This is a genomic window from Paraburkholderia sp. SSBN10T (genome assembly GCF_056619545.1).
Genome location: NZ_JBWQQI010000004.1, coordinates 44,087 through 63,843, shown reverse-complemented (window position 1 = coordinate 63,843; position 19,757 = coordinate 44,087). Strand labels below are relative to the sequence as shown.

Sequence of the window (19,757 nt, the reverse complement as noted above, 5' to 3'; positions counted from 1 at the left end):
TACGTCCAGCCGATTTGCGGAGAAATATAGCGTGGAAGATTTACAGCATGACGCAGGAAATGTGAGCACAGACCGAACCCGTTCCGGACAATGGCGGTTGTTGCAATCGCACTGGCAGATCATTGCGGCGGCAACCGCCGGCTGGATGCTCGACTCGTTCGATTTTGCCATGCTGCTGTTTCTGCTGCCGCATCTGGGCAAGGTGTTCGACGTCGGCTTGCCGGCCATGACGTTGATCGTGACTGCGACAGGACTGGCGAAAATCGTCGGCACGATAGGCTGGGGTTTCGCAGCCGATCGCTTCGGCCGTAAGCTCGTATTCATGGCGGCGGTGTTGTGGTTCTCGTGCGCTGCGGGGCTCAGCGGTTTGGCATGGAGTTATGCCTCTTTCATGGTGTTGCGGGTTCTGTTCGGTATCGGCTTCGGCGGCGAATGGACGGTGTCGGTTTCGTTGCTGATGGAAACCGTACCCGAGTCCATCCGGCCGTACGCGTCCGGCATCATGGTCTCCGGCTATGAGATCGGTTACATGCTCGCGGCGGCGACGTTCCATCTGCTGTTCCCTGTGCTCGGGTGGCGCTGGATGTTCATGATCGGCGTGCTGCCCGCCTTGCTGACGATCTTCATACGCAAGAACATCGCCGAATCGCCCGACTGGATCCGCGATCAGCGACGCAACCCGCGGCGCGGCGCGTTCGAGGCGTTCGAGTTCAATCCTGCCGCGCTTCAGGCCTGGCTCTTTTCGGGCGCGCTCAATTTCATGCTGTGGTCGGTGCAGGTGCTGTATCCGACCTTTCTGATCTCCGTGCAGCACCTCGACGCAAGCCATATCTATCCGTTCCTGGTGGCCTATTCGGTTGGATCGTTGACCGGTAAGCCGTTATGCGGTTACGTCGCTGCCCGGCTCGGCGAACGCCGCACGATCGTCCTGTTTCTCTCCATGGTGATTCCGCTGACGGTCCTTTATACGCTCGTGTCGACCCTATGGCTTCTCGCCGTGGGTGCGTGCCTGATGGGTCTTTTCGCCAGCGGACTGTTCGGCATTCTGCCGCTCTACCAGTCGCTACGCTTTTCGGTCAAAGGCCGCGCGACCGGCATCGGTATCAGCTACGCGATGACTGCGGCCAGCTCGATCGCGCCGTACGCGATCGCACGCCTCTCGCCGTCGATGGGCTTGCGATCGGCCATCGCACTGTTCGTCGCCGGCAGCGCGCTACTGCTGATGACGATCGCAGCATGGAATACCAGCCGCTGGATGCCCGGTGGTCCGCGTTCGTCCGTAGACGCGCAAGGCCGCGAGCGGAGCCCTGGCACGCATGCGCGAACCTGATCGACCCAGGCGCGGACAGGCTCGACCGATGCCTGCCTCGCATATTCAAGGAGTGTGACTGTTGCCTCAACCTGCCACGCCGTCACCGGCACTTCGTCAGCCCGATTTCACGCTGCCGCGCGGCGCGTGCGATACGCACTGCCATATCCTCGGTCCCGTGAGCCGTTTCCCCTATGCGGATTCGCGGCCCTACACCCCGGCTGAATCCGACAAGACCGTATTGAGCGCGTTGCACGAGCGGCTTGGCGTCGATCGAACGGTCATCGTCCAGGCGACCGTGCACGGCACGGACAACCGCGTCGTGCTCGACGCCATCGCCGATCGGCCGCACGCGCGGCGCGGCGTCGCGCTTATCGACGCGGGCCTGTCCGATGCCGGTCTGCAGGCGCTGCACGACGGCGGCATCCGCGCCGTGCGCTTCGGCTTCATCCGGCATCTGTGGACGCCACCCGAGCCGGCGACATTTCGCAGGCTCATGGAGCGAATTGCGCTATTTGGCTGGCATGTATTGCTGCACGTCGACGCAACCGGGCTCGACGAATTGCAGCCGATGCTCGACGCCCTGCCCATTCCGTTCGTGGTCGATCACATGGGACGCATCGATGCAGCCGGTGGACCCGAACAACCGGGATTTGCGCGGCTGCTCGAATGGGCGAGGCGCGATCACTGCTGGATCAAGGTGTCAGCAATCGATCGGCTCTCCGCAACAGGCACGCCGTTCGCCGATGTGGCGCCGTTCGTGCGCGCGTTGATCGACGCGTCACCCGATCGTCTGCTGTGGGGAACCGATTTTCCGCACCCCAACCCGCGCCATCCGGTCGCCGACGATGTGGACCTGGTCGACGTCCTGCCGCTGTGCGGCGACGCCGACGCCATGCAGAAGCTGCTGGTCGACAATCCAGCGCGTTTGTACGGCTTCATCGACTGACACCGACCGCGCCACGCTCAGTGCAAGGTTTCACGTCTGGCGAGCGGCTTGAACAGGCGGCTCCATGCGACGCTGACGAGGATCGTCGCGCATCCGCCGAATACCACCGAGCCGATGACGCCGAATGCCGCGGCGGTCGCCCCGGATTCGAATTCGCCGAGCTGATTGCTCGCTCCGACGAAAAGGGTGTTCACGGCAGCGACTCGGCCGCGCATGCGATCGGGCGTTTCCAGTTGGACCAGCGTCTGCCGCACGACCACGCTGATCGTGTCGGCCCCGCCCGCGACCGCCAGCAAAGCCACCGATACCGGAAACGAGCGTGAGAGCCCGAAGGCGACTATGCAGGCACCGTAAACGCCGACGGCGATCAGCAGCTTCTTGCCGACGCCGCTGCCGATGGCACTCCGGGACAGCACGAGGCCGACGCAAAGCGCGCCCACCGCCGGCGCGGAGCGCAGCAAGCCCAAGCCCTGCGGACCGACATGCAGAATCTCTTTTGCGTAGACGGGTAACAGCGCCGTGGCGCCGCCGAACAGGACGGCGAACAGGTCGAGCGAAACGCCGCCGAGCAGCAGCGGGTTGCCCCAGACGAAGCTCAAACCGGCGAGAATCGTCTCGGCCGTGACCGGCTCGCGCGGCGGCGGGACGTACTCGTAGCGGATGAACATGCACATCACGGAGCTCACGCAGAAGAGCGCGGCACAGGTCGCATAGACGGCGTTGACACCGATCGCGAAGAGCAAACCTCCCAAGGCGGAGCCAGCGATCACGGACACCTGCTGACCAACGGTGCTGAGCGCCGTCGCCTGCGCCAGCAACGCCGGCGGAACGAGCATCGGCAGCAGCGCCTGCTGCCCCGACATCTGGAATGGCCGGATCGCGCCGAGTATCAGCGAGAGCCCGAGCAGCACATCGCGTGTCACGATGTGCGTGACAGTCGAAACGCTCAGGAACACGGCCACGGCGGCTTGAGCCGCGAGACAGAACGCGACGAGCCGGCCGCGATGCATGCGATCGGCGCAATGGCCGGCGACGAAGGTCGTGGCGAGCGCGGGAACGAACTGGAACAGCCCGACAAGGCCGAGATCCCACACGCTGGACGTCAGGTCGTACATATGCCAGCTAATCGCGAGCATCAGCATCTGCTGGGCGGCGATGGAGCCGATCCGAGCCGACCAGAAACGCGTGAACGACGCGTGGCGCAGCAGCGCTCTCATGCCGCCCGCACGTGACCGGACACCACCTCATCGACGACGACATTACGCAGCGTTCCGACGCGCGAAATCTCGATCTCGACGACATCGCCGGCTTTCATCCATAGAGGCGGATTGCGGAACGCGCCAACCCCGCCCGTCGTTCCGGTGATGATCACGTCGCCCGGCGAAAGTGTGCAGAAAGTCGAGCAGTATTCGATCAACTGCGGCACCGGGAAAATCAGATCATCGGTGGTGGCCTGCTGCATGATCTCGCCATTCAGGCGTGTGGTGAGCGACAGTTGCGACGGATCCCCTACTTCGTCGGCCGTCGCGAGCCACGGTCCGAATCCGCCGGTGCACGGAAAATTTTTCCCGGGCGTGAACTGCGACGTGTGACGTTGCCAGTCGCGAATGCTGCCGTCGTTGTAGCACGAGTATCCGGCGACCACGTCGAATGCGTCCGCCGCCTTCACATGACGGGCATGTTTGCCGATCACCACGGCGAGCTCCCCTTCGAAGTCGAGCCGTTCCGAGGCGAGCGGACGCATGATCGGCCCTTCATGAGCTGTCTGCGACTCAGCGAAACGCACGAACAGCATCGGCTTGTCAGGCACTTCGCGTCCCGTCTCTTTCACGTGAGACAGATAGTTGATGCCGACGCACAGGATCTTCCGCGGGTCGGGAATCACAGGCAGGCGTTCGACGTCGGTCCACGCGAGCCGGCCGGACGTGCCTGCGGCGAATTCCGCAAGCGCGTCGAGCGAGCCCCGCTCGAGCGCTTCTCTCAACGTCGCGCCAAGCTCGTGCGCAACCGGCGCCGCATCGACGATGCCATTCTCTGTGACGACGCCATACGAGTCATGTCCAGAAGTACGAAAACTGGTGAGTTTCATGCAGGGGTACGTCCTATGGAAACTAAAGCGCCGCCTTCAGGATCCGCGAGGCGCTTCCGATAGCAATGAAAAAATTCACGTGCCGTCAGACGGTCACGCAGTTTCGATAAGGATTGCGCAGCATATACATCACGACCTGCCTTTGCCGTATCAAGCCCGACTGGATTGTCATGACTTTCTCCGTCAGCGAAGCGGTATGCCCGCCTGCTGGATCACCTGTTGCCACTTCGCCGTGTCGGTCTGGACGAGGCGGGTCATCTGATCGGGCGTATCCGCGCGGGCCTCGGCGCCCAGCATCAGCATCTTGCGTTTGACGTCGGGATCGGCGAGCGCCGTTGCGGTTGCGGAGGCGAGACGGTTCACCACGGTGTCGCTCGTTTTCACGGGAACACTCAGTCCGCTCCACGACGTCGCATCGAAACCGGGGAAGCCGCTTTCTGCGAGCGTCGGTACCTTGGGCAAGCCGGCAAAACGCGCAGGCGACGTCACAGCGAGTGCGCGTACCGCCCCAGACGACACCTGCCCAAGCACAGAGGGAATGACCTCCACCACGGCCTGCACGGCGCCACCCCGCAATGCCGACAGCACTTCACTCGTGGTTTGGAACGGCACGATCTGGATATCGACGCCCGCCTTCAGACGGAACAGCAACGCGACGAGATTCTGCGTGCTGCCGGCCGATACCGTCGCGATGTTCAGCTTGCCCGGATGTGCTTTCGCATCGGCGATCAGATCGCCGATATTCCGGTACGGCGCGTGACCGTCGACAAGGATCGCGGGCGTGAAGAACGAAACAGACGACACGTGTCTGAATTCGCTTAGCCGGTAAGGCAGGTGGCGAAACAGCACGGACGAGATGTCCGCGCCGTTGCCGCTGAGAAACACCGTGTATCCGTCCGGCCGTGCATTCGCGACCATCGTCGCCGAGTTGGCGAAGCCGGCGCCCGGGCGGTTCAACACGACGACGGGCTGGTTGACGATCTGCGTCAGCTTCTGCGCGAACAGGCGCGTCGTCAGATCGCCGGCGCCTCCAGCCGCGAACGGCACCACGATGGTGACCGCATGCGACGGATAATCGCTATCGGCGTCCGCAGCATGCGCGCGAGGCGCAGCGAAGATCGACAGGAAGCAGCACGCGGCGAATGCCACCGCCGTTCCACGTAGCTTGTGCGGCTCCATTGCGGGAAAGCGCGCACGCCACGTGCTCGAAAAAGCGGAACCCGTCATCACTGGCTTACGCTCCCAGAACGCGCGTTGTGTCGTCGAACAGTTCGTCGACGCTCAGACGGCGATCAATCAGTCTCTGATCGACGCAGTAGTCAATCGACACCTCGAGGTTGCGCCGGTTCGCTTCGAGCCCAAATGCCGGTTCGGGTTTGCCGCTCTTTTCAGCCGCGACGCGGCGGCTTTCTTCCAGCAGGCGAAACACCTCGCGTACCGCTTCCGGATGGGTATCCAGTAGCGACTGCTTCGCAACGATCATGTGATTGATCTGGATTGCGCGATTGCGTTCGTGCCACGCCTTCGCTTCCGCGGCCGGATCGGGAAACAGCGTCTTGATGCGCGGGTCGTTTTTTGCACCGTCACCGATGATCGCTGCGTCAATTTCACCGTCGAGCAGCATCTGTAGCAATTCCTTGCCTTCCGGTGCGCGTTTGACGTTAGGCGGATCGATGAATTCGGCGACGTGCGGCTCTTCGAACGTCGTCCACCTGACGCTTGCAAGGTCAAGGCCAAAGTTGTTCTGCAGGATACCGCGCACCCAGGTTGCCGTCGTCACCGAGTACGAGCGCATGCCGATGCGCTTGCCATTGAGGTCGTGCGGCGACAGATTCCCGCGCTCCGCGTTATAAACGATGTACGGATGCTGGAAGCGGCCGATCATCACGGCCGGCAGCAGTACCAGCGGCTTGCCGCGCGCCTTCGCCATCAGGAACGTGATGATCGCAAGTTCGGCGACGTCGAACTCAAGATCGCGCACGACGCGCTTGAAGGCGTTGTTCGGTCGCGGCACGTCAGCAAAATCCAGTTCCACGAGATCCGATCGGACCGTACCGTCTTTCAAGGCCTGGGTACTCGGATAGGTACCGAGGAGCATGTGCAAGGGAATACGCTGCCTGGCGTTCACGGGCTGCTCCTTTATGCGAGGACCGGATAGAGTTGCGAGGCAGTGCGATTGAAGATCCACTCCTTGTCTTCTTCCGGCAACCATTCAACCGCTTGCATGTTGTCGGTGACGATCGCCTTGAGCGATCCAGGCGAGGCGGGAAAATTCGAACCCCACGCAATGCGCTTTGCCCCGAACTCCTCGACGACGCGCGGGAAGAAAGATTCCGGCGTCGCCTTGCCCGCCCGTGCGTGGCGGATGACCACGCTGCTCAGTTTCAGATAGATGTTCTCGTACTTCGCGAGGCTGAACAGCGGCTCGGCGTCCGCATAGGGCGTGCCGGTTTCGAGATTCGGGCTCAACAGATGATCGACAATGATGCGAACCGTAGGAAAGCGCTCGATCAAAACGTTGAGTTGCGGGATGCCCTGGATTCGCGCCTGCACGCAAACCGGCAGATTCAACTCTGCCGCACACTCCCAGCCGGCGAACGAGCGCGGGTCGGCAAGCCAGTCGCCCTGCCCCTGCATCGTGCTGCCGGCAGTGAACAGACGCAGGCCCGTCATGCCGCGCCCCACCCAATAGCGGATCTTCCCGGCGGCATCGGGCGCCAGCATGTCGACCGAGCAAACGCCCGTAAACCGGTCGGGATGCGCTGCGACCGCATCGGCGCAATAAGAATTATCAAAACCGTAACAGGTCGACGAATGCACGATCGCGGCTTTCGCCACGCCGGCTTCGTCCATTGCGGCCAGCAACTGATCGTAAGAGGTCGGACGCTCCTGCGACCAAACCGACTGCTTGCCACCCAAAGGGTCGCGCGGGTACTTCTTCTCGTCAGTCGAGATAACGTGCGGATGAATATCGATAATTCTTGTCGGCATCTTGTGTTCTCCTTAGCAAATTTTAAAAACAGCCATCCCGGCCCATTGCACAGGCCACTGCGGTCTGGTGCATCGGGAATCGGAGATACGGCTATCGGAAGGGAGGAAAAAAGCGCGCCGTTGTACGGCGAAGGATTAGCGTCGCGAACTGCTCAGGTCGCTAACGCCATAGATATCGTTCAAGACGGTCAGATATTCTGCAAGATGGCGCATGCTGTCTCCTGTCTTTGTCCTGATTCGGCGCGATTCCGCGTCCGATCGATTGACTATCGCCCTACCCCTCATGCGGGGTTTGAAGCGAGTCGGTTTCATCATGATCGTGCCGTCCGCACCTGCCGTCTATTGAAATAACGAGTTGATGCGTTAACCCGGGAGTTAACTTTCGGCAGACTTTTCGGCCATCAGTGCATGAGGTGAGTTGCTTTACATCGATGCGTCATTCATCGGAGTCCAGAGCACGCGCCGCGTCGCGCGAAACCTTCCCGCCCTGGCACACGTTCTCCAGGCAGCGCAACAGCAGGGCCGCACTTGGCGCAAGCGGCTTGTCCGCACGCCAGACGACGCCGAGCGGTCGCGTCACGAGGCTCAGATCGAAGGGTAAAACGTGGATCGGACTTGTATCGGCGTACGGATACAGCATGTCCACCGTATGGAGCGCGATCGCGTCGTTAATCTGGATGTAGGCGCGAATGAGATGGGTCGACAGTGTCTCGATGTAATTCGACGGCATCGGCAAGCCGTGGCGCGCAAACGTATTTTCGACGGGCTCGCGCAGCAATGATCCAACTGGCGGCAGCACCCACGGGAATCCCTTGAGATCGCCCCAGTCCAGGTTCTTTTTACCCGCCAATGGATGATTCGGTCCGGTCACGAGTTTGATCGGTGTATCGAGCAGAACCTGCTCCTGCAGGCCGACGGTGTCCGACCGGTTCGGCAGGCGCCCGACGATCAGGTCGAGATCGCCGCGTCGCAACTCCTGCAACAAGGCAACCATCCGCCCTTCGGAGATCGATACGTTTGTATGGGGCGAATCCTGTTTGAGAAGCGCGAGTGCCTTCGGCATGATCGTGGAGATCAAGGTAGGTAGCGCGCCCACATGCACCTTGCCCGCACTGCCTGTTTGAAGCGCCCTGATCTCATCGGCCGCCTGATTCAGATTGCTGAGCACGGTACGTGCATGACGGACGACGCATTCACCATAAGCCGTCGGTCGCAGACCGTTGACCGTGCGCTCGAAGAGCTTCACACCCAGCGCAATCTCGATCTCGCCTAGCGCTTTCGACACCGCTGGCACTGTGATATACGAATTCGACGCGACCTGCCGCAGATTACGAAAATCATTGACGGCCACGAGCAGGCGCAAATGGCGCGCCTTCAGGTTGACCGTCAGATACCAGTCCAGTTGACTCATCGTGTCTCCGCGTTCGTGCGGGCACGAACCGTTTGTGCGCTACTTGTCGTGGCCCCGTCCTGCAGGAGCGGCAATCGGGCGATCCCGACGGGCCGGCCACTCACTGTGCTGCGATTCCTCCATCGTCGGTGGACGCGGCAGCATGTCGGCACCGCGCTTGCCGCCGGCCCGCCCGCGCACCGCGAACCACGCCTGCAGGAGCAACAGCAGCAACGAAACGCCCAGAAACGTCGCGCTGATTGGCTGATCGACGAAAATCCGCAGACTGCCGTGCGACAGCAGCAGCGCACGGCGGAAATTCTGCTCGACCATCGGTCCCAGAACGTATCCGAGCATGATCGGCGCGATGGGGAATCGCAGTGCAACAAAGACAGCGCCCATCAGACCGAACACCAGTACCTCGCCCACTTCGAACAGCATGTTATTGGTACTGTAAACGCCTACTGCAATAAAGAATAGCGCGGCTGGAAAAAGGAAGCGATAGGGAACCCGCAGAACACGCACCCATACCTGGATCAGAGGCACATTGAGCAATACCAGCAGCACGTTGCCGATCCAGAAACTCGCTATCAGGCCCCAGAAGATGTCCGGATGGTCTCCGAGCAACTGGGGCCCTGGCTGAATCCCCTGAATCAGCAACGCGCCGAGCAGCAGCGCCATGACGGGATCGCCGGGAATGCCGAGGCTCATGGTTGGGATGAAATCGATCTGCGTCTTCGCGTGAGACGAAGCCTCCGGACTTGCGACGCCTTCAATCGCACCATGGCCGAAACGTTCGGGCTGCTTCGAGATTTTCTTTTCGAGCGCGTACGCGAGGAAGGTGGTGATGGTGGGCCCGGTACCGGGCATCGCGCCGAACAGGGTTCCTACCGAGGTACCGCGCACGATAGGCCAGAACGCCTGGCGCAGTTCGGCTGCACTCGGGCGCATGTCCCGCATGCGCAGCTTCATGCCCGTGCCGACCACCTGCATGCGGTTCACATTACGCAGGAATTCCGCCACACCGAACAGACCAAGCGCGAGCGCGACGAGTTGAATACCGTCTGCAAGCTCCGTGAAACCAAATGTGAAGCGCACGGCTCCCGAGGTCGAATCGGCGCCGACTACGCCAAGAAGGAGACCCACCACCGTCATTGCGATCCCCTTGACACGCGAACCGCTCGACATCGTACCGCCGGCGAACAACCCCAGCAGCATGATGGAAAACAGCTCAGGCGGGCCAAACTTGAACGCCACGCTCACCAGCAGCGGCGATGCAAACACCATCACGACAATACCGAACGACGCCGCTGCGAACGACGCGACCATCGTGATGCCGAGCGCAGTGCCGCCCTTTCCCTGGCGGGTCAGTGGATAGCCATCCAGGCACGTAACCGCATGGGGTGGATGGCACGGAAGATTCAGCAGGATCGCACCGATCGCGCCACCGTACTGCGATCCGTAAAAGATGCCCGCAAGCATCAGGATCGCCGGCACGGCGTGCATCGAATAGGTCAGCGGAAGCAGGATGGAAATTGCGGAGAGCGGCCCCATGCCCGGCAACACACCAATCAGATTGCCGATCAATACGCCGACGAATGACCAGATGAAATTGTGCGGCTCCAACGCCACACCGAAACCCTGCCATAAAGCGGCAAGAGATTGCCCGATCATGTGTCACCCCCACGTAAACAATGGAAACTGCACCTGCAACGCCCACCAGAACACGAGGATGCAGACCATCGACATCGCGACGGCCAGCAACAGCGCGCTCAACCACGAGTTCTCCCGGTCACCCAGCGCCGCGATAAACACGACGGCGAAGGTCGCAGGCAGAAGCCCGCCATATTTGCCGAGTACAACGAACGCGACCACACTGCCGAGAATGCAGAACCAGCCGCGCCACTCCAACGGCACTTTCTCTGTCGCGGCTTCGTGGGGCGTACGGTGCGCGGTACCCGCGATCCAGATTCCGAGCAGCACCAGAATCGTGCCAAGCGCGACCGGAAAGAAACCGGACCCCATCGCGGTAAGCGAGCCGATCTTGTAGCTCGAACCTTGAGTAACCGCGCCGAGACCGATCAGCATCATCAGCGCGCCGCCGTAATATTCGCGGGCGCGGGCGCCGAACCATCTTCGTTCAATCGTCGTGCTCATAGGGATGATCTCTCCCGGCGTGTGTCGCTATGTCGACAGGGCATCGATGTAGTGACAAGTTGCGATGGGTGCCAGCAGCTTTCGCGGATATCAACCAAACCCGGCAATCTCATGCGGCACATAGGGCGCTTGCAATGCGGCGATTTCGTCGTGTGACAGTTGAACGTCGAGCGCCCCGAGCGCATCCGTCAGATGCTGCAATTTCGAGGCGCCGATGATTGGGGTCGTCACCTCGCGCTTGTGCAAAAGCCATGCAAGCGCAACCTGCGCATACGGCAACCCGCGCGCGTCCGCTACTGCGCCGAGCGCCTCGACTACCTTGCGATCCTGCTCCTCGCTAGCCGAATAGATCTTTTTGGAGAACGCGTCCGTGCGATCGCGCACGGTGGCCGGCGTGCTTTGCCACGGCCGCGTGAGCTTGCCTCGCGCGAGGGGACTCCATGGCATGACGGCGATACGCTGGTCGTGGCACAAGCCGAGCATTTCGCGCTCTTCTTCCCGATACAGCAGGTTCAGATGGTTCTGCATCGATATGAATCGAGTCCAACCGTTCAGGCGCGCCACATACAAGGCTTTGCTGAACTGCCACGCAAACATCGAGGACGCACCCAGATAGCGCACCTTGCCCGCTTTGACGACATCGTGCAGCGCTTCGAGGGTCTCCTCGATCGGTGTCGTGTTGTCCCATCGATGCATCTGGTAAAGGTCGATGTAATCCGTACGGAGCCGCCGCAAGCTGGCATCGACTTCGGTCATGATCGCCTTGCGCGAAAGTCCACGGCCATTCACATCCGCACGCATCGGCCAATAGACTTTCGTTGCTATGACTACTTCATCGCGCCGTGCGTACTCGCGAATCATCCTGCCGAGAATCTGCTCGCTGGTGCCGGCCGAATAGCTGTTGGCCGTATCGAAGAAATTGATACCCGATTCGAGCGCCACCTGAAAAATGGGGCGAGCACGTCCTTCGTCCAATGTCCATTCGTGCGTGCCGGACTGCGGATCGCCGAAACTCATGCATCCCAGGCACAGACGCGACACCTGCAGTCCGGTGTTGCCGAAATTGACATACTTCATATGCTCACACTCCTAATCGGAAAGACCATGGCTGGTCAGAACAGGTGATTGATACCCATCGAGAAAGCCGACTGGTGAGGGATGCCGCTCGCATTGAGCGTTTTGTTCGTGATGTAGCTACCGGTAAACTTCGTGTAATCCACTTCGGCATAGAGGCGCGTCATCTTCGACAGCGAATAGACGATGCTCCCGATACCCTGACTGCGTTTCCCGCTCGAGTTCGGCAAACTGGTGATGTAATAAGCGCCGCCGAGGCGCATGAACGGATTCAGGTCGTACGTGACGCCGCCCCAGTAGTTCAGCGTGCGGACGTCGGCTGCGGGCGAGGTCGAATCCTGGTTTTCGTTCATGTAGCCGCCGGCGAAACGCAGAGCACCGAATTTCAGTTCCGCGCCCGCCGTGAAATAGTTGTCCGGTTGATAAGTGGTACCAACCTGTATCGTGCGATATTCGTATGCAGTGCCGACGTTCAACCAGCCCCAGTTATACTGGACGCCCAGGCCGCGAGCGGAACCGGCATTGAAGTCGCCCGCAACACCGCCGAATGAATTCTCCGCGCGGAACCGAAATGGGCCGTATTGGCCGGTGTATTTCACATCGTTGTTGTAACGGAACCCGTCGGTAGCCGGCGTCACCGGGGTGATCGCGGGGTAGGCGAAATTGAACGGATCGTAATCGAACACCACGTCGTGAGCGACGGTGTACTGACGGCCAAAGTTGACCGAACCAAACCAGCCCCCAAGGCCCACGTACGCACCCCGGTTGAACAGGACGCCAGTCGTATTGTCGAACGCGCCGTTGCCGAGGTTGAAACCGCTCTCCAACAGGAAGTGAGCGTCATAGCCACCGCCCAGATCTTCCTGGCCGATAAAATCGATACGGTTGGATGTATACAGGCCATTGGAATTCATTGAAAATTGGCTTCCCGCTTTTGAATTCGTATAGCGGATACCGCCGTCTATATCCCCGGCAAGTGTCACACTTGACTGTGCCTGAACCACGCTGGCGAATGGGACTATCGCGCAAAGCAGCGCAAACTTTTTCATTGCTTGTCTCCATGTTTTATGGTCCGAACCGCGGACTCAATTTTTATGATTTTGTGCGGGCGAGACTCCTGGCTGAAGCTGCGCCCATTCGATACTTACCGCTTCAACTCACTGCTTCATCCTGCTATAGACCTTCTGCGCATTACCACTGAAAATCTTTTGCCTGTCATCCGCACTTAGCCACGCAACCTGGTCGATATAGCGACGGGTATCGTCGAAATAGTGCCCCGTCTCGGGATCGATGCCGCGCACCGCGCCGACCATTTCGGAGGCGAAAAGAATGTTGTCGGCAGGGATAACCTTTGTCAGCAGATCGATGCCTGGCTGGTGATAAACACACGTGTCGAAATACACGTTGTTGAGCAGTAGTTCACTGAGCGGCGGCAGGCCCATGTCCTGCGCAAGACCGCGATAACGTCCCCAGTGATACGGTACTGCGCCGCCGCCATGCGGAATGACGAAGCGTAGCGTCGGGAAGTCCGTGAATAGCTTCGACGTGAGAAACTGCATGAACGCAGTCGTGTCGCCGTTGATGTAATGCGCGCCGGTCGCGTGAAAATTCGGATTGCACGAGCCGCTTACGTGAATCATGGCCGGTACGTCGAGTTCCACCATCTTTTCGTAGAGGGGATACCACCACTTGTCGAACAGCGGCGGATCGGCCCAGTGGCCACCGGATGGGTCCGGATTCAGATTGCAACCAATGAACCCGAATTCCTCGACACAGCGGGTCAGTTCCGCAATGCAGTTGTCGGGCCGCACGCCTGGGCTCTGAGGCAGTTGGCACACGCTGACAAAGTTCTGCGGATAGAGCTCGCTGACACGATAGATCAGTTCGTTGCAATGTTCGGTCCAGTGGCGGCTCGTCGTCTCGTTGCCGATGTGGTGGCCCATGCCAACCGCGCGCGGTGAAAAGATCGTGCGATCGGTACCGCGCTCGCGTTGAATCTTGAGTTGCGCGGTCTCCAAGCTTTCGCGAATCTCGTCGTCGCTGATGTTCAGATTGCCTCTCTCCGGCTCGTGGTCCTGCCCGCATAGACAGCCGATCTGATGCTTGCGATATTCGTCCAGTTGGCGTGGCGCGGTGGTGTAATGCCCATGACAGTCGATGATCATTCCAGTTATTCCTCTTCGTTGCGGCAACGACGCCCGGCGGCGTGATGCACGGTCGAATCAGGCTGCCTGCGGATCGACAAACAGTTCGTCGATGCTGTAGTGCTTCGGCAGCAGTCCCTGCTGATACGAGTATTGGATCAGCGCTTCGATCGCGGGGCGGTTCGGTGCGATGCCGAGCGGCAGCGGATCGCCGACGATCTCCGAGATTGCCAGGTAGTGCCGGTCGGTGTCCGATTTGACGACGCCGCGCTTCAACTGCTCCAGCCACAATTCCTTTGACTTGACGAATGCGTCGAACAACGCTTTCGCCAGCCACGGATGTGCAGCCAGCAATTCGTCCTTGACGACGATCAGACCGTGTACCGGATAGATGCCCGTGCGTTGATACCAGTCCCGTTCCACTGCGAGGGTGTCTGGAAACATCTCGGCATAGCTCGGCGCCTGTTGCGCGCCGGATGCGTCCCATCCTTCCTTTGGCGCCCCCGATCGCCCGATGCCGGCCGGCCCCGTGAATGCGGCCTGCAGACTGCCGTCCGCCATCATGCTCACGAGTGACTGCCCTTGCCGCGCATGCACGACATTTGGCGGCAAACGCAACGACGTTACATGCTCTTCGTCGTCGACCACCCACGTCACCTTTGAAATATCGACGCCGCAGTCGTTCTGCAGAATGCCGCGCGTCCAGATTCCGGTCGATACGGAATACGCGCGGACGCCCGCCTTCTTACCCTCGAGATCCTTGGGTTTGCTGATGCCGGCATCGCTGCGATAGACAAACCCGCCATGATGAAAGCGGCGGAATACAAATACCGGCAACGCCTTGAACGGTGCACCGGCCGCGCGCGCGATCATATAAGTGGCGGGCGCCATTTCGCACACGTCGAATTCGACGTCGCGCACCATGCGGCGGAAAGCGGCAATGATCGGACTGATTTCAACGAAGTCGGGCGCGACGCCTTCAATCGGCGCGCGGCCGTCCTTAACAGCGGCCGTGTGTTCATAAGTGGCGATGGCAATCTTGAGCGGCAGTGTGTCGTTTGACATGAGTCGTTTCTGTTTGGGGATGGACCAGGTGGCCGGAGAACGGCGGTGGAATTCGCAGTGACGCGGCGTATCAGCCAGCCGCGTCGAGTTTCATTGCACCTTCGTACGTATCGATGCAGGTCAGCCCAATCTTTTTCATCGAAGTGCCGGCGACACGTAAAACGTCGATCGTCTTCCTGCTTTCATGATTAAATCTTCGCACTACTACTATTTTCATCGATTCGACTCCTGTTGGTCGAAAAACACTCAATCTCTTATTGAAGTGGGATGTCCGCCTGCTGGATGACACGCTTCCACTTGTCCTGGTCGAACTTCACCCGAGCCGTCATTTCGGCAGGCGTACTGGACCGGGCTTCAGCACCGAGGTCGAGCAGCTTCTTCGCTATATCCGGTGAAGAGACCGCTGCGGCAACGTCCCTGGCCAGCGCGGCGACGATCGCATCCGGTGTATTGCCGGGCAGACTCAGGCCGTTCCACGACGTAGCCTCGTAGCCCTTCAGTCCGCTCTCGGACATGGTCGGCACATTAGGCAATCCTGAGAACCGTTTGTCGCCGGTCACGGCGAGCGGGATCAAGGCCTTCGCCGAGATCTGCCCGATCACGGATGGCATGATCTCGAACGCAGCTTGAACCTGATTGCCGCGCAGCGCGGTGATCACCTGGCTGGTCGAATCGTATGGCACCACCTGGGCGTCTATTCCCGCCATCGACTTGAACAGGTCAGCGGCAAGGTTCTGCGTGCTGCCAGTCGAGATCGTGCCGATATTCATCTTCCCAGGATGGGCCTTCGCATAAGCAATCAGGTCGGCCACGGACTTGTACGGCGAATCGCTGTTGACGATCAACACGAGATCAAAAAACGAAATCGTCGACACGTGCTTGAAATCGCCCATCTTGTAGGGGAGATTCTTGAACAGTTGCGTCGCCACTGCCGTGCCGTTGCCGAGCAGAAATGCGGTGTAGCCATCCGGTTTGCCGTGAGCGACGAGCGTCGCTGAATTGACGAAACCTGCGCCGGGCCGGTTCAGAATGACGACCGACGCCTTGGTCAGTTCGGTCATTTTTTGCGCGAAAATACGCGCGGTCAGATCGCCCGCGCCTCCCGGGCCATACGGCACGACGATCGTAATCGTGCGGCTCGGGTAATCGTCAGCGAATGCGTTCAGGGATGAAACCAGGCACAGCGCGGCCAGGCACAGCCGCAGATAGCAAGCTATCCGGCGAGGCATGTCGTCTCCTTTATCGGATGCGGCGCTGTCTTTTGCCGCAACACTTTGATAGTCGTCGGAAGCGCCATCACTGCCTGGACCATGCGCCAATCAGCTTCAGCGGCTTTGAAAACGAGGCATTGCACCGTAGACTGCGCCTCGGACTGTCGATCAGTTCCGCGGCGCCGTCCCGCTAAAGGTTTGCTTCCGTTGCTTGAATCGTCTCACCGGTGCCCAGCAACGTCTATTGAATAAAAACCGCGATGCGTTAACCGTTAGGTAAACGCACCGGCCGATTCGTGTGTGGGAAATGGATGGCTTCGCGCCGTATGGCCGCCGCCCAATCGCTCCGCCCACGCCGACTCGGCAAGCCACTTCGCAAAGCGTGCCTGGCGATCCCGTTAGCGGATGGCCAGCACCGCGGCGCCCGTTAGCTTTCCCTCGCGCAGATCCGCAAGCGCCTGGTTGGCCTTGCCGAGCGGATAACGTGTCGTTCCGATCTCGAGCGGAATCTGCGCGGCCAGACGCATGAACGCAAGTCCGTCTTCACGTGTGAGATTGGCCACCGACACCACGCGACGCTCGCCCCATAAAAAGTCATACGGAAAGGACGGGATATCGCTCATGTGAATCCCGCCGCACACCACGATCCCGCCTTTCACCACCGCCTTCAGGGCGATCGGCACAAGCGCGCCGACCGGAGCGAACAGCAGCGCGGCATCGAGCGGGTCCGGCGCCGCTTCGTTGCTGCTGCCGGCCCACGTCGCGCCGAGCCGCAGCGCGAGTTGTTGAGCCGCCACATCGCCTTCGCGCGTGAAGGCATAGACGGCGCGCCCCTGATGACGCGCGACCTGGGCGACGATATGCGCGGCCGCGCCAAAGCCGTAGATGCCGACCCGTTGCGCGTCGCCGGCCATCGCCAGCGTGCGATAGCCAATCAGTCCCGCGCACAGCAGCGGCGCCGCTTCCATGTCTGAATACCGGTCAGGCAGATGGAAGCAGTAACGGCTGTCTGCGACCGTGCGCTCGGCGTAACCGCCGTCGATCGTATACCCGGTAAAACCCGGCTCGTCGCACAGATTCTCGCGACCGGAGAGACAGTAACGGCAGCGGCCGCAGGTGTGGCCCACCCATGGCACGCCGACCCGTTCGCCCAGATTGAAACCGCTGACTCCCGCCCCAACCGCCGCAACGGTGCCGACGATTTCATGGCCCGGGATCACCGGCCGCTTCGGATGAGGCAGTTCATGGTCGAGCAGATGCAGGTCGGTACGGCAAATGCCGCATGTGTGGACGTCGATCAGCAATTGGCCCGCGGCCGGCACGGGGTCCGCAACCTGCAGGTCTCGCAAAGGCCCGCCGGCATCGTCGAATACCATTGCGCGCATGGCACCCCTCCCTCGCCTGATGGCTGCCGCCGGATCATTCGCAGAAGCGGAAAAAGCCGCTATGTAACAGCACCGGCTTGCCGCCTACTTCACTCAGCATACGCTTCGCAGCGTGTTCGATCGCGCGCCGATGGGCGTCGAATGCGGCGATCAGATCGGCCTCGCGTAATGACGCGGCGCCGAAATGATCTTCCAGCGCTTCCGCGGTAATCGCGCACTGAACGCGCGCGCCGTCTACCGTGGCAGGGAATGCCAGAACGAGGTCCCGCCCGCAATACTCAGGATGTTCCTGTGGAAAAGTGATATGCATCATGTCGCACCTCCGCGTGCGGACCGCTATGCTCACCTGCCCGGCACAACCGGATTCAGGTGTCTTGAACAACTGTCCGGCACCCCACGCGAAGGACCGGCTTTCGATCAGGATAGTCCACTGGTGCCGGCTGGCAAGCTGCCGCCCCAGATCTCGCTTGACTCAAGTCAACCGGGGCAGGACGCGAGCGCACGCAACGGCGAATCAGGTCGTCCCATCGCGTTGACATGCATCAATCGCGTTTGCGACCACACTCGTACACTGATTTCAATAACCGCTCCGGAGCGCGATTCGTGAACACCCTGGCCCAGAAACGCTTCATTGCAGGCATGACAGGCATGCTGTGCCTGGCCGGCGGCGCAGCGTACGCACAGCCCGAGCCCACCGCGCTGATCGATCAACAGCATTGCATGTTCTGCCATTTGGTCGACGCTCCGTTTCTCGCGCCCTCATTCCAGCAGATTGCAGCGCGCTACCGCGACTCGTCGGACGCGCGTCGGATGCTCGAACAAAAGCTGAGAGTGGGCGGCAAGGCGCATTGGGGCAATATGTCGATGCCGTTGCCCGCGGACCGCGGCGGTCCGCTTTCGCAGGAAGATGCCCACACGCTGATTCAGTGGGTGCTGAGTCAATGACACGATGAGCGCGGCGCAAGCGCGCTGCCTCACGCGTCCGGAGAACATCATGCGCATCACGCTTCATCTCGATACATTCAACCGCGTCAACCCCTGCGCCTACGCGATACTCTGGCTCGACAGAGAAACGCATCAGTGGTCGCGAGAAGGTCACGTGGGGCTGGAGCTGCCCGAGTGGGGCAAGTTAGTGGTCGATGCGCATGGCACGCTGGTCTGCGGGACGCACGACACACGCCCGTTATGCTTGCTCGAAGGCTTGCAACTGGATGGGACAGACGGCCCCTTCGAAGGCGAAACGGGAAGCGCACAGTGGTGCGCCCACGCAGGATTGCCTTCCGCTGAGGGTCACTGGCATGTGCAGTGCGTCGACTGGGATACCGTCGAGCCGGAACACGGCCTGTTCGCCGCCGGCGACGCTGCGTAGGTTCGGCGCATAAGTTTCTCCTTCAGGAAATATCGTGGATGTCACTGCACTTCGCCAACTGCTGCGCGAAAATTCAACTCCACACGTCTGATCTGGTCGGCGCATGTCCGATACATCCATGCCGGATCGCCGTCGCTCGCGTACATGCCACGACACATGCCCTTTAACCGGACCGTCGTCGTGCCGTTCTCATCGATGCTCCGCTCAGCCCGGAAATAGGCAATGCCCCATTCGTGGGGCGCTTCCGCCTCGATCACAGAATCGTTGAGGCGGCTGATCTGCATTCCCGAATAAAGCTGCACATACAGCCGCGTGCGATTCCAGATCTGATCGCACGCCGTGCGCGAGCTGCAGGTCACCCATGCCTGTTCGCGCGCCTGCTCAAGCTGCGTTTCGGTATTGCGGAACGCAACCATCTGGTCTGCCGTGGTGCAGGAGGCAAGGCCCGCCACCGTCATCAGTAACAGAGACAAGGTCTTCGTCAGGTCAATCGGCGGACGGATGCGTTTCATCTCAACTCGCTCAGCGCGCAATGCTTGCGAGCGAGTCTACGTTCGGGTTCGGCGCCGGAATTGACCAAAGTCAAGCGCGCCCCGTATCAGCAGGCGCCGTTTCGACGAACCA

General features: G+C 60.7%; 21 protein-coding genes. 4 read left to right on the top strand and 17 right to left on the bottom strand.

All coding sequences use genetic code 11. The features are described from left to right. The first annotated feature begins 61 nt into the window (after positions 1–61). A complete protein-coding gene (locus AC1ECK_RS07425; RefSeq protein ID WP_480317485.1) occupies positions 62–1,330 on the top strand; it encodes an MFS transporter in 1,269 nt (422 codons plus the stop codon). Between the two features lie 61 nt (positions 1,331–1,391). Beyond that, positions 1,392–2,258 carry an amidohydrolase family protein gene (locus AC1ECK_RS07420; RefSeq protein ID WP_480317483.1) on the top strand — a complete coding sequence of 289 codons (867 nt, stop codon included), beginning with the start codon at positions 1,392–1,394 and terminating at the stop codon, positions 2,256–2,258. Positions 2,259–2,275: 17 nt separating this feature from the next. Here AC1ECK_RS07420 and AC1ECK_RS07415 read toward each other — a convergent pair whose 3' ends face one another. From AC1ECK_RS07415 to AC1ECK_RS07340, 16 genes are all read right to left on the bottom strand, one after another. Then, the gene (locus tag AC1ECK_RS07415) at positions 2,276–3,475 is read right to left on the bottom strand and encodes an MFS transporter (RefSeq protein WP_480317481.1); all 1,200 of its coding nucleotides are present in this window, start codon (positions 3,473–3,475) and stop codon (positions 2,276–2,278) included. After that, positions 3,472–4,347 (bottom strand): fumarylacetoacetate hydrolase family protein, encoded by an 876-nt coding sequence (locus tag AC1ECK_RS07410; protein WP_480317479.1) that lies wholly within the window; start codon positions 4,345–4,347, stop codon positions 3,472–3,474. The genes AC1ECK_RS07415 and AC1ECK_RS07410 overlap by 4 nt, the downstream gene beginning before the upstream one ends. A gap of 183 nt (positions 4,348–4,530) precedes the next feature. After that, complete coding sequence (locus AC1ECK_RS07405; RefSeq protein ID WP_480317477.1) at positions 4,531–5,574, bottom strand: Bug family tripartite tricarboxylate transporter substrate binding protein; 1,044 nt, start codon at positions 5,572–5,574, stop codon at positions 4,531–4,533. A gap of 7 nt (positions 5,575–5,581) precedes the next feature. Further along, complete coding sequence (locus tag AC1ECK_RS07400) at positions 5,582–6,475, bottom strand: substrate-binding domain-containing protein (RefSeq protein WP_480317475.1); 894 nt, start codon at positions 6,473–6,475, stop codon at positions 5,582–5,584. Between the two features lie 11 nt (positions 6,476–6,486). After that, complete coding sequence (locus AC1ECK_RS07395) at positions 6,487–7,338, bottom strand: amidohydrolase family protein (RefSeq protein ID WP_480317473.1); 852 nt, start codon at positions 7,336–7,338, stop codon at positions 6,487–6,489. A 436-nt stretch (positions 7,339–7,774) separates the two neighbouring features. After that, positions 7,775–8,749, bottom strand: coding sequence for a LysR substrate-binding domain-containing protein (locus AC1ECK_RS07390; protein WP_480317471.1), 975 nt, complete (start codon positions 8,747–8,749; stop codon positions 7,775–7,777). 39 nt (positions 8,750–8,788) lie between these two features. Then, positions 8,789–10,402, bottom strand: coding sequence for a tripartite tricarboxylate transporter permease (locus AC1ECK_RS07385; RefSeq protein ID WP_480317469.1), 1,614 nt, complete (start codon positions 10,400–10,402; stop codon positions 8,789–8,791). Between the two features lie 3 nt (positions 10,403–10,405). Beyond that, a complete protein-coding gene (locus AC1ECK_RS07380) occupies positions 10,406–10,885 on the bottom strand; it encodes a tripartite tricarboxylate transporter TctB family protein (protein ID WP_480317467.1) in 480 nt (159 codons plus the stop codon). Positions 10,886–10,975: 90 nt separating this feature from the next. Beyond that, a complete protein-coding gene (locus AC1ECK_RS07375; protein WP_480317465.1) occupies positions 10,976–11,962 on the bottom strand; it encodes an aldo/keto reductase in 987 nt (328 codons plus the stop codon). A 35-nt stretch (positions 11,963–11,997) separates the two neighbouring features. After that, entirely contained in the window at positions 11,998–13,008 is a 1,011-nt protein-coding gene (locus tag AC1ECK_RS07370; protein ID WP_480317463.1) for a porin, read from the bottom strand. Positions 13,009–13,116: 108 nt separating this feature from the next. Then, the gene (locus AC1ECK_RS07365; protein WP_480317461.1) at positions 13,117–14,124 is read right to left on the bottom strand and encodes an amidohydrolase family protein; all 1,008 of its coding nucleotides are present in this window, start codon (positions 14,122–14,124) and stop codon (positions 13,117–13,119) included. A 57-nt stretch (positions 14,125–14,181) separates the two neighbouring features. Continuing rightward, positions 14,182–15,168, bottom strand: a complete 987-nt coding sequence (locus AC1ECK_RS07360; RefSeq protein ID WP_480317459.1) for an ABC transporter substrate-binding protein — start codon at positions 15,166–15,168, stop codon at positions 14,182–14,184. Positions 15,169–15,238: 70 nt separating this feature from the next. Next, the gene (locus tag AC1ECK_RS07355; protein WP_480317457.1) at positions 15,239–15,385 is read right to left on the bottom strand and encodes a hypothetical protein; all 147 of its coding nucleotides are present in this window, start codon (positions 15,383–15,385) and stop codon (positions 15,239–15,241) included. 37 nt (positions 15,386–15,422) lie between these two features. Beyond that, positions 15,423–16,397, bottom strand: coding sequence for a Bug family tripartite tricarboxylate transporter substrate binding protein (locus AC1ECK_RS07350; protein ID WP_480317455.1), 975 nt, complete (start codon positions 16,395–16,397; stop codon positions 15,423–15,425). Between the two features lie 380 nt (positions 16,398–16,777). After that, the gene (locus AC1ECK_RS07345) at positions 16,778–17,764 is read right to left on the bottom strand and encodes a zinc-dependent alcohol dehydrogenase family protein (RefSeq protein WP_480317453.1); all 987 of its coding nucleotides are present in this window, start codon (positions 17,762–17,764) and stop codon (positions 16,778–16,780) included. 34 nt (positions 17,765–17,798) lie between these two features. Continuing rightward, entirely contained in the window at positions 17,799–18,074 is a 276-nt protein-coding gene (locus tag AC1ECK_RS07340) for a DUF1488 family protein (protein ID WP_480318118.1), read from the bottom strand. A gap of 329 nt (positions 18,075–18,403) precedes the next feature. Between AC1ECK_RS07340 and AC1ECK_RS07335 the strand changes: the two genes are divergently transcribed. Beyond that, positions 18,404–18,709 carry a c-type cytochrome gene (locus AC1ECK_RS07335; protein ID WP_480318116.1) on the top strand — a complete coding sequence of 102 codons (306 nt, stop codon included), beginning with the start codon at positions 18,404–18,406 and terminating at the stop codon, positions 18,707–18,709. A gap of 49 nt (positions 18,710–18,758) precedes the next feature. Beyond that, entirely contained in the window at positions 18,759–19,133 is a 375-nt protein-coding gene (locus AC1ECK_RS07330) for a DUF3564 family protein (protein WP_480317452.1), read from the top strand. Between the two features lie 41 nt (positions 19,134–19,174). Here the strand turns inward: AC1ECK_RS07330 and AC1ECK_RS07325 are convergent, their stop codons facing one another. Next, a complete protein-coding gene (locus AC1ECK_RS07325; protein ID WP_480317450.1) occupies positions 19,175–19,645 on the bottom strand; it encodes a hypothetical protein in 471 nt (156 codons plus the stop codon). Positions 19,646–19,757: the final 112 nt, after the last annotated feature.

Coding starts and splice junctions, on each gene's coding strand:
- AC1ECK_RS07415 (WP_480317481.1), bottom strand. CDS start 3,475: ATGAGAGCGCTGCTGCGCCACGCGTCGTTCACGCGTTTCTGGTCGGCT.
- AC1ECK_RS07410 (WP_480317479.1), bottom strand. CDS start 4,347: ATGAAACTCACCAGTTTTCGTACTTCTGGACATGACTCGTATGGCGTC.
- AC1ECK_RS07405 (WP_480317477.1), bottom strand. CDS start 5,574: ATGACGGGTTCCGCTTTTTCGAGCACGTGGCGTGCGCGCTTTCCCGCA.
- AC1ECK_RS07395 (WP_480317473.1), bottom strand. CDS start 7,338: ATGCCGACAAGAATTATCGATATTCATCCGCACGTTATCTCGACTGAC.
- AC1ECK_RS07390 (WP_480317471.1), bottom strand. CDS start 8,749: ATGAGTCAACTGGACTGGTATCTGACGGTCAACCTGAAGGCGCGCCAT.
- AC1ECK_RS07385 (WP_480317469.1), bottom strand. CDS start 10,402: ATGATCGGGCAATCTCTTGCCGCTTTATGGCAGGGTTTCGGTGTGGCG.
- AC1ECK_RS07380 (WP_480317467.1), bottom strand. CDS start 10,885: ATGAGCACGACGATTGAACGAAGATGGTTCGGCGCCCGCGCCCGCGAA.
- AC1ECK_RS07375 (WP_480317465.1), bottom strand. CDS start 11,962: ATGAAGTATGTCAATTTCGGCAACACCGGACTGCAGGTGTCGCGTCTG.
- AC1ECK_RS07370 (WP_480317463.1), bottom strand. CDS start 13,008: ATGAAAAAGTTTGCGCTGCTTTGCGCGATAGTCCCATTCGCCAGCGTG.
- AC1ECK_RS07365 (WP_480317461.1), bottom strand. CDS start 14,124: ATGATCATCGACTGTCATGGGCATTACACCACCGCGCCACGCCAACTG.
- AC1ECK_RS07360 (WP_480317459.1), bottom strand. CDS start 15,168: ATGTCAAACGACACACTGCCGCTCAAGATTGCCATCGCCACTTATGAA.
- AC1ECK_RS07355 (WP_480317457.1), bottom strand. CDS start 15,385: ATGAAAATAGTAGTAGTGCGAAGATTTAATCATGAAAGCAGGAAGACG.
- AC1ECK_RS07350 (WP_480317455.1), bottom strand. CDS start 16,397: ATGCCTCGCCGGATAGCTTGCTATCTGCGGCTGTGCCTGGCCGCGCTG.
- AC1ECK_RS07345 (WP_480317453.1), bottom strand. CDS start 17,764: ATGCGCGCAATGGTATTCGACGATGCCGGCGGGCCTTTGCGAGACCTG.
- AC1ECK_RS07340 (WP_480318118.1), bottom strand. CDS start 18,074: ATGCATATCACTTTTCCACAGGAACATCCTGAGTATTGCGGGCGGGAC.
- AC1ECK_RS07335 (WP_480318116.1), top strand. CDS start 18,404: ATGACAGGCATGCTGTGCCTGGCCGGCGGCGCAGCGTACGCACAGCCC.
- AC1ECK_RS07330 (WP_480317452.1), top strand. CDS start 18,759: ATGCGCATCACGCTTCATCTCGATACATTCAACCGCGTCAACCCCTGC.
- AC1ECK_RS07325 (WP_480317450.1), bottom strand. CDS start 19,645: ATGAAACGCATCCGTCCGCCGATTGACCTGACGAAGACCTTGTCTCTG.